The organism is Mucilaginibacter sp. (assembly GCF_041663085.1).
Classification (GTDB): domain Bacteria; phylum Bacteroidota; class Bacteroidia; order Sphingobacteriales; family Sphingobacteriaceae; genus Mucilaginibacter.
Window position 1 is genome coordinate 17170 of record NZ_JBAZRC010000034.1, and the last position, 15089, is coordinate 32258.

The 15089-nt window shown below is 43.2% G+C and carries 15 protein-coding genes and 1 pseudogene; 6 read left to right on the forward strand and 10 right to left on the reverse strand.

Translation table 11 applies throughout. The features are described from left to right. The first annotated feature begins 62 nt into the window (after positions 1–62). Entirely contained in the window at positions 63–863 is an 801-nt protein-coding gene (locus WC615_RS09020; RefSeq protein WP_372977778.1) for a prolyl oligopeptidase family serine peptidase, read from the forward strand. A gap of 54 nt (positions 864–917) precedes the next feature. Here WC615_RS09020 and WC615_RS09025 read toward each other — a convergent pair whose 3' ends face one another. From WC615_RS09025 to WC615_RS09045, 5 genes are all read right to left on the reverse strand, one after another. Continuing rightward, positions 918–1448, reverse strand: coding sequence for a hypothetical protein (locus WC615_RS09025; RefSeq protein WP_372977779.1), 531 nt, complete (start codon positions 1446–1448; stop codon positions 918–920). Positions 1449–1588: 140 nt separating this feature from the next. Further along, entirely contained in the window at positions 1589–2221 is a 633-nt protein-coding gene (locus WC615_RS09030; protein WP_191175540.1) for a response regulator transcription factor, read from the reverse strand. Between the two features lie 181 nt (positions 2222–2402). Continuing rightward, positions 2403–3473 carry an SGNH/GDSL hydrolase family protein gene (locus WC615_RS09035; RefSeq protein WP_372977780.1) on the reverse strand — a complete coding sequence of 357 codons (1071 nt, stop codon included), beginning with the start codon at positions 3471–3473 and terminating at the stop codon, positions 2403–2405. Between the two features lie 138 nt (positions 3474–3611). After that, complete coding sequence (locus WC615_RS09040; RefSeq protein WP_372977781.1) at positions 3612–4694, reverse strand: DUF6515 family protein; 1083 nt, start codon at positions 4692–4694, stop codon at positions 3612–3614. A 139-nt stretch (positions 4695–4833) separates the two neighbouring features. Then, a complete protein-coding gene (locus tag WC615_RS09045; RefSeq protein ID WP_372977782.1) occupies positions 4834–5403 on the reverse strand; it encodes a thiamine pyrophosphokinase in 570 nt (189 codons plus the stop codon). 130 nt (positions 5404–5533) lie between these two features. Here WC615_RS09045 and dinB point away from each other — a divergent pair, with 130 nt between their 5' ends. The 3 genes from dinB to WC615_RS09060 all read left to right on the forward strand — a co-directional run bounded on the left by dinB (position 5534) and on the right by WC615_RS09060 (position 8549). Then, a complete protein-coding gene (dinB, locus tag WC615_RS09050) occupies positions 5534–6592 on the forward strand; it encodes a DNA polymerase IV (protein WP_372977783.1) in 1059 nt (352 codons plus the stop codon). A gap of 235 nt (positions 6593–6827) precedes the next feature. Further along, complete coding sequence (locus WC615_RS09055; protein ID WP_372977784.1) at positions 6828–7163, forward strand: hypothetical protein; 336 nt, start codon at positions 6828–6830, stop codon at positions 7161–7163. A 78-nt stretch (positions 7164–7241) separates the two neighbouring features. Further along, positions 7242–8549 (forward strand): ammonium transporter, encoded by a 1308-nt coding sequence (locus WC615_RS09060; protein WP_372977785.1) that lies wholly within the window; start codon positions 7242–7244, stop codon positions 8547–8549. Positions 8550–8962: 413 nt separating this feature from the next. Here WC615_RS09060 and WC615_RS09065 read toward each other — a convergent pair whose 3' ends face one another. Further along, on the reverse strand, positions 8963–9979 hold the full coding sequence (locus tag WC615_RS09065; RefSeq protein ID WP_372977791.1) for a dipeptide epimerase: 1017 nt from the start codon (positions 9977–9979) through the stop codon (positions 8963–8965). 54 nt (positions 9980–10033) lie between these two features. On the opposite strand from WC615_RS09065, the gene WC615_RS09070 reads away from it, so the two are divergent. Then, complete coding sequence (locus tag WC615_RS09070) at positions 10034–11023, forward strand: hypothetical protein (RefSeq protein WP_372977786.1); 990 nt, start codon at positions 10034–10036, stop codon at positions 11021–11023. Here WC615_RS09070 and WC615_RS09075 read toward each other — a convergent pair. The 4 genes from WC615_RS09075 to WC615_RS09090 are packed head-to-tail and all read right to left on the reverse strand — an operon-like array spanning position 11004 to position 14442. Further along, entirely contained in the window at positions 11004–11624 is a 621-nt protein-coding gene (locus tag WC615_RS09075; RefSeq protein ID WP_372977787.1) for a rhomboid family intramembrane serine protease, read from the reverse strand. The two genes, WC615_RS09070 and WC615_RS09075, sit on opposite strands and share 20 nt — an antisense overlap. Next, on the reverse strand, positions 11621–13363 hold the full coding sequence (locus tag WC615_RS09080; protein WP_372977788.1) for a M14 family zinc carboxypeptidase: 1743 nt from the start codon (positions 13361–13363) through the stop codon (positions 11621–11623). The genes WC615_RS09075 and WC615_RS09080 overlap by 4 nt, the downstream gene beginning before the upstream one ends. Positions 13364–13367: 4 nt before the next feature. Further along, entirely contained in the window at positions 13368–13718 is a 351-nt protein-coding gene (locus WC615_RS09085) for an MmcQ/YjbR family DNA-binding protein (RefSeq protein ID WP_372977789.1), read from the reverse strand. A 1-nt stretch (position 13719) separates the two neighbouring features. Next, positions 13720–14442 (reverse strand): hypothetical protein, encoded by a 723-nt coding sequence (locus WC615_RS09090; RefSeq protein ID WP_372977790.1) that lies wholly within the window; start codon positions 14440–14442, stop codon positions 13720–13722. Between the two features lie 86 nt (positions 14443–14528). Here WC615_RS09090 and WC615_RS09095 point away from each other — a divergent pair. Beyond that, positions 14529–15089, forward strand: a pseudogene (locus WC615_RS09095) (peptidase T); the annotation flags it as partial.

Consider the following 15089-nt stretch of genomic DNA (forward strand, 5'->3'; position numbering starts at 1 on the left):
TGAAGTGAATTGAAAGACGTTAATTTACGTTAAGTAGTTTTACCAAATTAAACTTATACCACATGACGATCAAAAAATTAAGAATATTGGCAATGCTGGGTATCATGTATCTGGCATTGCCTTTTTTTGTGCAGGCGCAAACCAACTCCGCTTTCGATAGGGGCTCCTACATCAACAAAACCGATACGCTGGCCTACCGTATTTTATTTCCTAAAAAGTTCGACCCTTCAAAAAAATATCCGTTGATCATGGTACTGCATGGCGCAGGCGAACGTGGCAATGATAACGAAGCGCAAATTAAATATGGCCCAAAATTGTTCCTGAACGATACTATCCGCCAAAATTATCCCGCTATAGTGGTTTTTCCGCAATGCCCTAATAACAGTTTTTGGTCTAACGTTAAAATTGAGCAAAACGCAGCCGGAAAATTTATCTTCAATTTCCAGGAAGGTGGCGAGCCTACTACAGCTATGCACGCTTTGCTTGGCCTGGTTGACCAAATGCTTGATAAACCCTTTGTAAATAAAAAGCAGGTTTACATTGGCGGCCTTTCAATTGGCGGCATGGGTACCTTTGAAATATTACGCCGCAAGCCCAATACTTTTGCAGCAGCCTTTGCCATTTGCGGCGGCGATAACACCAACAACGTAAGTAAATATGCCAAAAAGGTACCTTTATGGATCTTTCACGGCCAAAAGGATAGCGTAGTGCCGTTTGATCACTCGCAGGTGGTGGTTGATGCTTTGAAAGCAGCCGGTGCCGACCCGAAATTCACTATTTACCCTAATGATGACCACAACAGCTGGGACGATGCCTTTGCAGAACCACAGCTGATACCCTGGCTTTTCTCGCACAGTAAATAACAAAAAAGCGGCGCCGATACAGGTGCCGCTTTTTTGTTTGAGATTTAGTTGATGTTATCTCTTGTTTAAAGTCCCCGTAAATTTGCCCTGTTCAACAAAAGCCTCTTTACCTGCACTGTTATGTGCCACTATGTAAAATTCGCCTTCGGCCTCGGTAGCAGTTAGTTTGGTGATCTTAACTTCGCCACCGCCTGTCATGCCGCCTGTTGCAGGTAAGTCTGTGCTGTATGCGCCAACACCGGTTGCGGTTTTAAAATCTTTTAGCATAATGGCGCCATTGCCTTCATTGTTGCCCTGGTCTAATTTGTAAGTGCCGGTTGCTGTTACATTACCCAGTACAATAGAGATAGACTCATTACTGCCATCTTTAATTGCACTAAGTGTCCATAAACCACCAACCTGTACAATGCCGGCTTTGGTGCTTTTAAATGACGCACCCGCCGTGCCGTCGAAACCATAATTGCTTGCAGTAACGGTAGCTGCGCCCGCAACATTTTCCTCTTTTTTTGAATCGTCCTTTTTGCATGAGATGCCGGTTACGGCAATTAGCATTGTTATTATAAATGCCCCTTTAATTCTTTTCATCGTTTTAATGTTTAAGTGTTTTGTTTATTTAAAACAAAGTTGCTTAAAGCATCAGTTTGGTACAATCACGTGAAAAGGGCATATTTATCTACGTACTAACCGCAAAAGTGAGATTATGAAAATGGTAATGAATATGAGTTTTAGATGATCTTACGTTCGTAAGCATATTTAAGCAGGCCAACAACAGTTTGGGTATTGGTTTTACGCAGTATGTTTTTGCGATGGGTTTCTACGGTGCGTTCGCTAATGAAAAGCATATCGGCAATTTGTTTGTTACCAAAATCCTGTTCAATCATCCTGATGATCTCTATCTCGCGGTCGGTAAGGCGCGATGATTCGTCCTGGTTGCGTTTAAAGGATTTCATGAGTTGCAGGGTAATATCCTGCCCAAAGTAATTTTGGCCTGATGCAACTTTGTTCAGGGCCTCTATCAGCTCCTGTTTGCCCGTGTTTTTAAGGATATAGCCAGATATTCCCGCGTCAATCATTTCGGCAACTACCTGGCTTTCGCTGAACATAGACAAGGCGATGACTTTGATATGGGGGTGTTTTTTTTTCACAAGGCGGGTAAGCTCAATACCGCTCATTTCGGGCATACTTACATCTGTCAACAATATATCCGTATTTACAGTGGCCAGTACATCAAGTGCCTGCAGGGCGCTGGTACTTTCGCCAACAATATCAAACCCTTCAATCGTATCAATGATCAGCCTAAGTCCGTCAATCACCATTTGGTGGTCATCTACAATAAAAATGTTTTTTACAGCTTGCATAAGGTTAGGGTATTAACAGTGCGTATTTAGGATAATATGACACAACTAAATATACACTAAATAAAAATAACACTTTATTAAGCGTGTAAAAATACCGTCTTATACGTATTTATGAACGTGTATTTTCCTGGTGAAAATCTAAATTAAGAGGGGGAGATATCTTTCGATACCTATAATTAGGTTACCAGCCCTTTAAGGTTTTGATATAGGCTGTAAGTTCTTGTGCAATAACAGCGTGTTCATTAGCATCGGGGTGGTTGTCGCAGCCGCTGTTGAAACTCCTGCTAAAGAAGAATTTGCTCACCTTGCTATCGCCCTGTTTATTTACTTTTTGCACAATACCGGTAAGATAACGTTGAAGCACCGCGGTAAGTTCCTGATTGGCCATAGGGCTGGATAGGCAAACGATACTTGCGTTATTATATTTACTGCGGATGGTATCTATCAGCCGTACATATTCGCTGCAAAATTTCACCGAATCTTGCGGGCCATCATTTTGGCCAAGGCAAATGGTTATCACATCGGGCTGGTATTGTTTAAAATTATATTTAAGCGAATCGTTACGCAGGTAAACTTTATCATAAACCTGCGGCAGCAGGATATTCATATCGCAGCAGCTGTGTATAAGGCCAATGCCTGCAACCGCGGTTAGCTGCCATTTGGCATTTAAAGCCCGCGAGGTGCGCGCGCCATAAGTAAGGTAGGCGTTATGCTGATCGTACCATTGGCCTTTGCCACACGGCACCTCTGAGGCATCAACACCGGCTCCGGCTGTGATAGAATCGCCTATGTATTCTATCATGCGTTTTGGCTGATGGGGCGTCAGGAGCTTTTCGCATCGCAGGCCAACAAACTCCAGGTAGCCCATGCCCGATTCCGTATCCTTACAGATAAGCAGCGTATGGATACCGTTGGATAATCCCTTTGCTATTTGAATGCTGTTGGTTTTGCCGGTGGTTTGTATGCGCGTTGGTTTGCCATCTATCACTACCTCGATGTAGTTATGCGTTTTGCCATACATCTCTTCATCATTGATCAGCAATTTGCAGGTAGGGCCTTTAAACCGGGTAGTAATATATACCCCCGGCGACCAAAATTTTGGTTTCTGCGGATCCGTAAAATCAACCCGGCCGGTGTAAACGAAATGCTGATTATCAGCTGTAAATAACTTTATTTTTGGCGATGCTTTGCCTGCGGTAGTAACGGCAAAACCTAATAATGCAAGTATGATAGTGTGCAGGGATTTTTTCATTTGTAATTGGCAGGGTTAAAATTACGTATCACCTGCAGGCTTGCCTAATACTTTTATAACAATTCTTTTAAATTTTGGCCAACAAAAAAGGGTGGGTACTTTTCAGCGCCCACCCTTTTTTGTAATATTAAATAGATATTAATTATTTGTATCGTCGGCAGGTTCGTCTGTTGATAAACCTACTACCTTGTAAACTTTGTTGTTATTACTGTCGCGTGTTTCCTGGAAATAAGTTCCATCCGGCGCAACATATAATTTTTCACCGTTCACTTTTATTTTACGGCTATCTTGTGGTAAGGTGGTTAAAACATCACCTATCTGGTAAGGCTGGTCGTATTCCTGTCCGTCTCCGCTGCCATCACCTGTGTTCAGTTCGCCATCTTTACCGGCTACTTCGTATACTACAGTACCATCATCTTTAGTTACCGCACGGTAGTAAACACCGTTCGATTCGTAATACTGCTCGCCATTAATAGTAATAGCTTGTGCTTTTGAAGGCAATGCGTTTACTGCTGCGCCAACCGGTGGTTCAACTACTGTATATTGGTTATCATTATACTGGTAGTATAAGCCATCGCTGTAGTAATATTGGTAATCGCCCCAATAGAAGGGATAATAACCAAAAGGCAATACGCCTATGCTAAAGCCGATGCGCGGCGCGTAATAAGAGTTGTAGTAACCACGGTAGTTATAATAGCCCCGGTTAAAATAACGCGGGTTGTAATAGCCACCACCCCTGTTGTAGCCATACCCATAACGGCCATAGTTGCCGCCACGGTAGGCACCACGGCCGTAGTAACCGCGATTATTGTTATTATCTGCTACTACTGGCCTGCGGCCGTTAAAGCCCGCGCTGCCATTGTATGCATTGGTACGGCTACCACCGTATGAACCCCTTGTGCCCGGCGCAACACCAACACTGTTAGGGCGGTTAAAACCACCTGAAGGCCTGCTGATACCTACACCGCTTGAGTTAGGGCGGCTAAAACCACCCGATGGACGGCTTACGCCTACGCTGGGTGAAGGTGAAGAGGGCCTGCTAAACCCACCGCCTGATGGACGACTAAAGCCACCACCACCGCCGCCACCTACTGATGCACGACCGCCGCCACCGCCGCCGCCGCCACCTCTGCTGTGTTGCGCGCTGGCAGAAAAGCCCAGGCCAAGGAATAACATTCCGCTTAGGGCTATACTTGCTAATTTTTTATATCCTGTTTTCATCTTGAAATTTATAATTGACCGGCGTAATATGCTGGTGTATGTATATGACTAAGAAATATACCAACGGTTTAATTGATATTAAATTATTTAAACAAAAAACGCGCCTTTAATTGCACTGTTTGTCAGGCGTATATCCTAATTAAATATCCTCCGATATAAAAAGCAACTCATTATCAAATTTAAGGCTTATAAAACCATCATTGATCGTAACAAATTTGTTGCTGCCAATATCATTTAAACCACTGGTTTGCAGGTTTAAATGTACAGAAAGGAGCTGAAAATTCTCGCCGGCGGGCTTCCATTTGCTAAAGCCTGAATTTACCGCGTAAATTTTTTGATTGCCGCTATATATTACAATGTTTATGAGAGGGGCAAATGCTATAAAATCTGTCAGGTCTACGGTCTCGGTTACCACATTAACGGCTTTGTAGTCGTTTTGGATAAGATATTTTAAGGCCGCCCCGGTTTGCGAAGCGCCGTTTTGTGGGATCTGCTTAACGTCGGATTGTAGTTCCTCGTCAAGTGCATCAGCTATAATGATGTCTATTTTTATTTCGTAGGCGTTTATTTGCTCGGCAACTAATGGAGTAGTGATAACAGTTGGGCTCCACTCCAGCAACTGTCCCAGTAATTCTTCCGAAAAGTTATTGAGACTTAGTAGCAGAAGCGCCGGTTCCTGTTTTTCGCGTACAATGTGGTGGGATGACATGATAATATATACCTGCGGATGAAACTAATTTTGCCAAAGGTAATTTAAATAAATAGTTTTAATATTCGTTAGATTGCTACAAGTGGAAGAAAAGGATAAACAGGTAAGGCGCAAAATAATCCATATTGATATGGACGCATTTTACGCATCTGTTGAGCAGCGCGATTTCCCGGAATACCGAGGCTTGCCCCTGGTAGTTGGCGGCCTGCCCGAAGGGCGTGGCGGCGTTGTTGCTACCGCCAGTTATGAGGCGCGTAAATTCGGCATTCGCTCGGCCATGTCATCCAAACAGGCACTGCAGCTTTGCCCGCATGCCATATTTGTAAGACCAAGGTTTGCGGCTTATAAAGAAGTATCACAAAAGATAAGGGAGATATTTGGGCGATATACCGATCTGATAGAGCCCCTGTCGTTAGATGAAGCTTACCTTGATGTTACTGATGATAAACGGGATATAGGTTCGGCTATTGAGATAGCGCAGCAAATAAAGCAGGCTATTAAGGGTGAACTGAATCTTACTGCATCAGCCGGGGTATCTGTCAATAAATTTGTCGCCAAGATCGCGTCGGATATTAAAAAGCCGGACGGTTTAACTTTTATTGGCCCTTCATCTATAGAAACCTTTATGGAAAACCTGCCGGTTGAGAAGTTTTACGGTGTAGGTAAAGTTACTGCCGATAAAATGAAAAAACAGGGATTATTTACCGGAGCCGATCTGAAAAAACTTAGCCAGGATGAAATGATAAGCCGCTTTGGTAAAGCAGGTGGTTTCTATTATAACATAGTGCGTGGTATTGACGACCGCGAAGTGCAGCCGCACCGCGAAACAAAATCTATGGGCGCCGAGGATACCTTTGCTTATGACCTTACCGGCGCCGACGAGATGCACGCCGAATTAGAGAAAATAGCCAAAACTGTACACGACCGCCTTTTGCGTTACCATTTAAAAGGCCGTACCATCACCCTTAAAATAAAGTACAGTGATTTTAGGCAGATAACCCGCAGCCAGTCGCTGCCTAATTGTGTGAATGATATGGGCACCATATTAAATATATCAAAAACGCTGCTGGCAAATACTGATATTGAAAATAGCCGCATCAGGCTACTTGGTATTACTGTTTCCAATTTTTTGCCGGTAGAAGTTAAGATAAAAGCGCAATCGGATCAGCTTTCTTTGTTTGAGGATTGAAATAAATCTAAATTTTCTTCATATTCCCTTAAAAATTCATCGAATTTGAAATTTATATCCCATTTTATTAAAAATAAGGTATTTTATTGATGTTAGGCCACTATTTGGTCGGTATTAACCTGGCAAAACAATCCAATTTTTCATTTTTATTGTGTTTTTTTAAAAAAAATAATAAAATTTCATAGTTTTTATTGACAATATGATTTTAATATTGTTATTTTAGCATATGAAATTGATGGAAAAGAAATATATTTCAACATTTTTAGCCTTTTTTGAGGGTGTTTGTGAAATTATTTCAGCCTTTATTTCTGAATTGGCTATTTCGCTGAGGTTTTTTCTCTTAGAAAGTCGCATTAATGAGGTGTTTTTATCAAATTCAGCCATTTTTTACTCTCGCAAATACGATAAAAACCCAAAAAAGAGCTTTTATTACTTCAATAAAGAACTAAACACCGCGACAGTTTATATAAATCACAATTTAGTTTATACAGCATCGGCTTGCAGGTTGCACCCTGGGCCGACGCTGTATATGGAAAAAGCATTTTGGCGAACTAAGCGTACCGGTAACTAATACCGGCACTTAAAAGATACTGACCTGAATAATACAACTATTAATTAACTAACTAAACTTTCCACTTAAACTAAAACAATGAAAAAAATTGTACCCTTTGGAATTCTCGTTATTGTAGTGATACTTGCATTCATGTATCCGGGTAACGTTGCGGCTGCTAAACCGGCGACGACTTACAATGGTGCTGACATTGCCTGGATGCTGATTTCTACGGCACTTGTATTATTAATGACACCGGGCCTTGCCTTCTTTTATGGCGGTATGGTGCGTAAAAAGAACGTTATATCTACCATGTTGCAAAGCTTTGTTTGTATGGGCCTTATCACAATCATTTGGGTTGTATTTGGTTTCAGCATGGCATTTGGCGATGATATAGGCGGCTTAGGCTTAATTGGCAATCCTAAATCATTCTTCATGATGCAGAACACTTTAGGTGTTGCATGGTTAGGTGGTACTATCCCGGTTATTCTTTTCGCCATGTTCCAGTTAAAATTTGCGGTTATTACACCGGCGCTTATTACCGGTGCATTTGCAGAGCGTATCCGTTTCAATTCGTACTTAATTTTCATCACACTATTTATCATAGTGATCTATATCCCCCTCGCCCACGCAACCTGGCACCCACAAGGTATCTTCTTTAAATATGGTGTATTAGACTTTGCGGGTGGTACGGTTGTACACATGTCTGCAGGTTGGGCCGCATTGGCATCAGCATTATATCTTAAAAAACGTACCGGCGCCGAAGAAATTCACACCCCTGCACGTATCAGCTACGTAATATTAGGTACCGGCTTGCTATGGTTTGGCTGGTTTGGTTTCAACGCAGGTTCTGCATTAGGTGCTGGTGAGCTTGCTGCAACTGCACTGGCTACTACAACTACTGCATCTGCTGCTGCAGCCATGTCATGGATTTTCTTTGATATCCTGAGAGGTAAAAAACCATCTGCAATGGGCGCTTGTATAGGTGCTGTTGTAGGTTTAGTGGCTGTAACGCCTGCTGCGGGTTATATCACCGTATCAAGCTCGCTTATTGTGGGTATAGTTGCTGCGGTTGTAAGTAACCTGGTAGTTATCTGGAGAAGCAAAACCAATATCGACGATACTTTAGACGTATTCCCCTGCCATGGTGTAGGTGGTATGGTTGGTATGTTGATGACCGGTATCTTCGCTACCAAAGCGGTTAACAGCGCAGGTGCCGAAGGTTTAGCTTATGGCGAAACCGCATTATTTGTAAAACACGTTGTTGCACTGGTTGCAGTATCGGTATTTGCTTTTGTAGGTGCATTTATCCTGCTTAAAGTTACCGACCTGATAAGCCCGCTGCGCGTTACTCCTGAAGAAGAGCTTGCAGGTTTGGACGTAACACAACATGACGAAGAACTATAATAACTGAACTATAACTGACTAACTAACTAAGAAGAAAAGGGGGTGCTACGGCATCCCTTTTTTGATTTAAGGGTGTTTGGTTTATGGGTATTTAACCACAGAGGACACAAAGGATTTGCAATTTTATTAACACAAAGAGCACAGAGATGGAAATTCAACTCTGTGACCTTTGTGAAAAATCTCGGTGCCCTCTGTGGTTAATTATTTCGCCCTTGTTGGTGTTGTCACCAACAAGCCGCCATGCATCCAATCTTGCAAATTAGCCGTCCTAAATGTTGTTGGTGACAACACCAACAACGGCGAAAAAGGGTGTTTGGTTTATGGGTATTTAACCACAGAGGACACAAAGGATTTGCAATTTTATTAACCACAAAGAGCACAGAGATGGAAATTCAACTCTGTGCTCTTTGTGGTTAATTATTGAACCTTACCCCCAAGCCTGCCTCATCACTTAATACCCATTTGCCATTAACCATCTTAGGGTTTTGATAAGGGTTATTGGTAGTAAGCAAAGGCCCGTCCAGGTCGGCCCAATCGCATTGAGGGGCAAGCGCGGCGGCGGCAAGGGTGGCGCAGCTGGTTTCGCTCATACAGCCTATTAGTATTTTCAGCCCCAGTTGGCGGGCTTTATTGATCATCTGGTGTGCCTCATACATCCCGGCCGATTTCATGAGTTTGATGTTGATGCCATGATAGACGCCTTTGGCTGCTTCAACATCTGCCAGGCGCTGCACCGCTTCATCGCCAATAATAGGGATAGGGCTGTGCTGGGTAAGCCAGGCGTTGCCATCTATATCGGTTTTTAGCATAGGTTGTTCTATCAGTTGCACGCCCTGCTCCCGAAGCCAATAGATCATGTCGAGGCTTTGCTTGCGGTCTGTCCAGCCCTGGTTGGCATCCACATAAAGCGGCACATCGGTAACCGAGCGGATGGTTTGGATCAGTTCCTTATCACTATCGCGACCAAGCTTTACTTTGATCACCTTAAGGCCTTCAGCTTCCTTTACTTTTTGGATAATGACCTCTTTGGTATCTATACCTATAGTATAGCTGGTAACCGGCATTTTTGCCGGATCGCTACCCAAAAGCTGCCAGCAGGGTTTGTTTTGCAGTTTGCCATCCAAATCATGCAGTGCAATATCAATAGCGGCTTTGATAGCCGGCTGGCCGGGGGCTATACTATCCAGGTAGTTAATGATGGCTGCGAAATCGAAAGGATAGTTAAACTGGCTTACATCCACCTTGCTCAAAAACGCAGCGGCACTTTGGTGGCTTTCGCCCATATAGGGCACCATAGATGCTTCGCCATAACCCGTTTGGCCTTCGTGCGTTATCTGCACCAGCATCAGCGGGGTTGATGTACGCGAGAACTTAGCAATGGTGAAAGTATGCTTCAGCAGTAATTCGTATGGTTGATAAGTAAGCTGCATGTCAAATATCAAAGCTAAAATTTTAGTGTTAAAATCCTGCTTATCTTTGCAGCCATGCCGGCAGAAATTTACGCACCGTTCGAAAAGTTTAATTTTAGCAATACCAAATGTTTCCTTACAGGGGATGCATTGCAAAGCGAGGAAGAAAAGATCCAGGTTTTTCCGCAATGGCTGATGAGCCTTTACAATCTGGAAGACCAACCCTTTAAACTGCTCGACGAAAGCATTGCTACTTATAAGGACCTGAAGATACCTTGCTCGGCACGGGTAAATGATGAATTTTTAGAGCCGCTTGAAAACGAGATAGCTGAAGCATTTAGCAAAGGGTACGAAGGTGTAAAAGCTTTAGACGAGCTAAAGCTATTTCAGTGGACCAGCAAGCTTTTGTACGGCATTATCTTTAACGAGATTCAGTCGGGGATAAAAATGATGCATGCGCAGGGCGAGGAGTTTAACATTTCGCAGGCCATCATCCATAAATTCAGCCACCTGCACCTGATGCTGCAAAGCGTTAACCTGCCTATACAATTTGAAGAGTTTAAGCCTTACAGCCTGTTTTTATTTAAGGTAGATAACAAACCCGAAGAATTTGGCTACCGCGATGAGATAAACACCCAAACCTTCGCCCTGCGGATAAAAGATTTTGGTTTTGTGATGTGCCTGCAGGATAACAGCGCCAATTTTGGCTATCACCATAAAATTTACAGCCAGGTAAAAGAAGATACGCTGCACCCCATACAATTTGAGGAATTTAGCGGCCGCGTTTTCTACTCCAACTACCTGTTTAACCGCCTGCCCGAGTATAATATTTTACCCGTTGGCGAGGATATTTATATTGAGGATATGCCGCTGCGCGGTATAAGCAGCAAGCCATTATTTGATGAATGGCAAAACAAAACCTACGGACAGGTACTGGAGAACTTTTGGAAAAACTGGGGCTTCCTGTTGTTAGAGATCATCAAAAACCCAGAAAAACCGGTAAGCTACCTGTTTGATGAAGCCGGAAACAAAATAAGCGCCGATACTATTGCTCTGCCCCGGTAAACTGGCTCACAAATTCATTAAAAATATTGTGATGCAACGCAAAGGTGATCACTATACCACTTAACGCGCCATAAAGGTGAGCGTCGTGGTTAACATTATCGCGCGCGTGTTTTGATGCAAAATGGCAATACACAAGGTATAAGCCACCAAATACCCAGGCTGGCATAGGTATAGGCAAGAATAGCAGGCTCATTTTTGCTGTAGGCGCAAACATGATAAAACTAAATACCACCGCGCTTATAGCGCCCGAAGCACCCAGGCTGTTGTACCAGATATCCTCTTTATGTTTTTGGATAGAGGGTAGGTCGCTTAAGATTAAACTGAGCACATATAGTACACCAAACTGCCAATGTCCTATTAAACCTTCCAGCATAAAAGCGAAGAAGTAATACGATAGCATGTTAAAGAACAGGTGGTTCCAATCCTTATGGATTAGGCCGCTGGTAATAACGGTATAAACCCTTTGCCCACGCGATACACCGTACGGGTTCAGTATAAAATTACCATAAATGTTGTGGTTAGAAAAAGCCATCAACGAAGTGGCCAGCGTTATTACAAATATAATTGAAGCCACGGGGGCCATCAAAAAGGTCTCTATCATTTTAAGTCGAGGTTAGTATTGGTTAACAGCCTGCCTACAGGGTAGCGCAGGAATGTTTTTTCGAAATAGGGCGAATTGCGGTACACCCAGTTTAACTGCGCGGCAGCGCTGGCTGCCAACTTTGGGTCGGCTGTTTTGGCGTCGTCTAATTTTTTGCGCAGGGCCGGGTCATCCTTTAACATTTGGGCGGCAACATCTTCAAATACATAGTCCGAAAAGTATTCTTTTTGCCCAAGCATGCTGTCAAAAAAGTTCCAGGCAAAAAATGAATCTACGCCCTGAGGCTCTAAAGTTTCTACAATGTAACGGTTAATGGGCTGGTTTACATATACAACGTAGTCACCTTCATAAAAACGCACTTTGGTATCAACCGGATTCAGCTGCACATTGCTGTGGATGTAATGCCCTTCGTAGGGTTTCGCCGGTGTTTTGTAATCGCCAATGTAGTACATCTGTAAACTCAGGGTGGTATCATGTGCCAGACGGCTCATGGCAACTTTGTTTAGCTTAAATAAGTCTATTGCCTTACCCCATGCCTGTGGGATAATGTAGGCTATCGGCTTATCAACCGTAGTAGTAGCTTTATAGGTGTTGTAGAACTTTATAAGTTTGGTATAAGGCTTTTCACGGTCGTAAAAAAGTCGTTTAAGGCCGCTTACGTCGCTGGTTTTATATTCGGCGGTGTAACCTTTAAAGGTGATGGTATCAACCTTGCTTTCGTCCAGTTTCCAGTTTAAGGCAAATGTTTTTTGTTTGCTTACTTCGGCATCAACCTGTTTTTTCATTGTGCCCAACAGTTTGGCATCGCGCTGGCAAATGCTGATGAGGTGCTGCATAAAAGTATATGTAGCCCAAACCCTTTTGTCGAAAGGTTTCAGCATATGTGTTTCCGTCATATAGCTGATAATGTTGTGTTGCGCGGCAAAACCTGTAGAGAAGCGAGGCGTTTCCATAAAACTTACAATGCCGCTATCGGGCAGGCCCTGCTCGCCGGCGCCGTAAGGGATCATTTCAAACCCGCTCTTCTTCATGTTTTTGTACAGGTCGGCAGTAAGTGTTTTGGTGGTATAATTGGCCAGTATGGGGTTTTGCTTATCCTTTTGGGTCTCTATCAGTGTCATCACGTATTGGTAATCGGCACCATCGCTGGTATGGTTATCCAGTAAAACCTCCGGCTGCCAGGTGTTCAGGATCTGGGCGAAAGCCAGGGCGTTTTTGCTATCACCTTTTATAAAATCGCGGTTAAGGTCGAGGTTACGGTAGTTTCCTCTGAAACCGTAAGCCCGCGGGCCGTTTTGGTTAACGCGTGATACCCCACGGTTAATGCTGCCATCAATATTATAAAGTGCGATAAAGCAAAGCACTACATCTTTAGGTAACTGGTTCTTTTTAAGCAGGTCGCGCACCAGCATCATACTGGCGTCAATGCCTTCGGGCTCGCCGGGGTGGATGCCATTATTTATAAGCAGTACCCGCTTATTTTGCTTTTTGATAAGGGCAGGGTCAAATACTTTGTCTTTTGATAATACCACAAGGGTTAAAGGCTTGCCAATATCTGTTGACCCGTAATTGAACAGGCGCATTTGCGGTTGTTGTTTTGCCAGGTTTTTATAATATGCCACAACCTGCGCATAAGTAGCCGTATAATTCTTATCCTTACTTAGCTCAAACGGGGTTTGCTGTGCATAGCCCTGCAGGCAATAAAAAACGGAAAGTAGCAGGAAGATGTTTTTTTTCATAACATTATTCACCGGTGATCTCGGCTTGTAGTTTTTTAGGGAGGCTTTTTAAGATCAGTTCATAAGAATGGTCTATCATATCGCGCAGCTGCCTGTTGGTTAAAGAGCCATCAGTACGTACGGTGTTCCAGTGCTTTTTATTCATATGATAGCCGGGTGTAACCTCATCGAATTGTTCGCGCAGTTCTACAGCATATTCCGGGTCGCACTTTACATTAAAGCTTGACTGGCCAAGGCTGGTTATCAAAAATATCTTTTCGCCAACTTTAAACACCAGTGTATCTTCGCCAAAAGGGAGCCCTTCTGTAACAGCCGGTTTTGCCAGGCAATAATCGCGTAGTTCTTCTATATTCACGTTAGTTACCTCTTATGTCTCTATCGTAAGAGCCCTCGCCACCAAGGTTAACCTTAATGCCAACAGTTATTTGCCTGTACTGGTCAAGGGCATTGTTTTTAAATTTTGTTGATGGGTCGGCATAGCCATCAATACCTTCACCAAAGGTAAGGTTATGCTGATAACCAATATCAAGGCGTATGTTTGGCTGGTCGTAAGCGTTATAAAATTTAAACTCATAGCCAAAACGCAAGGGCACAATAAGGTTAACGCCGCTATCCTTACCGGGAAAGGTATAAACCGGATTTGAGCCGGCTTGTGTTCTGTTTACATCAACCTTATTATATATACCGCCCACACCTGCGCCTGCATAAAAGTTTTTAATGATGTTTAAAAAAACATTGCGTTCGTAACTTATAACCTCGCCCAACTGCACATCCATGTGGAGAATAAGTGCTTTGTAATTGTTTTCAAAACGGCGAAGGTCTCTGTCAAGGTCAGGGGTATTACCCCCGCCGGATAGTTTCCCAAACTGAAATTCTAAACCTATAGGCACATACGGGGTATAAAAATAGTTGCCGGTTATTGCAAACGATTTATTATTATACTCCCTTTTAAGATCCGCGTATGGGTGATTTTCGCTTACGCTGATACCAATACCATACGTAGCATAATTTAAGCTACCCTGCGCTTTGCTTTGATAAAAAGCGAAGGCCAGTACAATAAATAAAAGATACTTTTTCAATGAATTTTATGTTTGATATTTACAATTTAGCTGCCGGTTAAAAAATACATCCGGGCAAATAAATTTTTTACTAATATAAGCTTTCTATGGATTTTAATACGTCGCTAAGTTTTACAGTTACCGATAGGTTTTTAAGATATGTGAAGATCGATACGCAGTCGGACCCTGCATCGCCAACCATCCCTTCAACAGAAAAACAAAAGGACCTTGGCCGCCTGCTGGTGAGCGAACTTTTAGAGATTGGCGTTACTGATGCGCATCTTGATGAATACGGCTATGTTTATGCCACTATACCGGGAAACAGCGAGAAGAAGGATATCCCGGTGATTTGCTTTTGCTCGCATATGGATACCGCGCCTGATTGCAGCGGAAAGGATGTGAAACCGCTTGTGCATAAAAACTACACAGGCGCAGATATTATTTTGCCTGATGATAACACGCAGGTGATCCGCATGCAGGATCACCCCGATTTGAAGAATCAGTTAGGGAATGATATTGTAACGGCATCAGGCAATACCCTGCTTGGCGCGGATAACAAAGCCGGCGTTGCAGAAATTATGGACGCCTGTTACCAGTTGATCAATCACCCTGAAATTAAGCACGGAACGATAAAAATATTGTTCACCCCCGATGAAGAAATTGGCCGC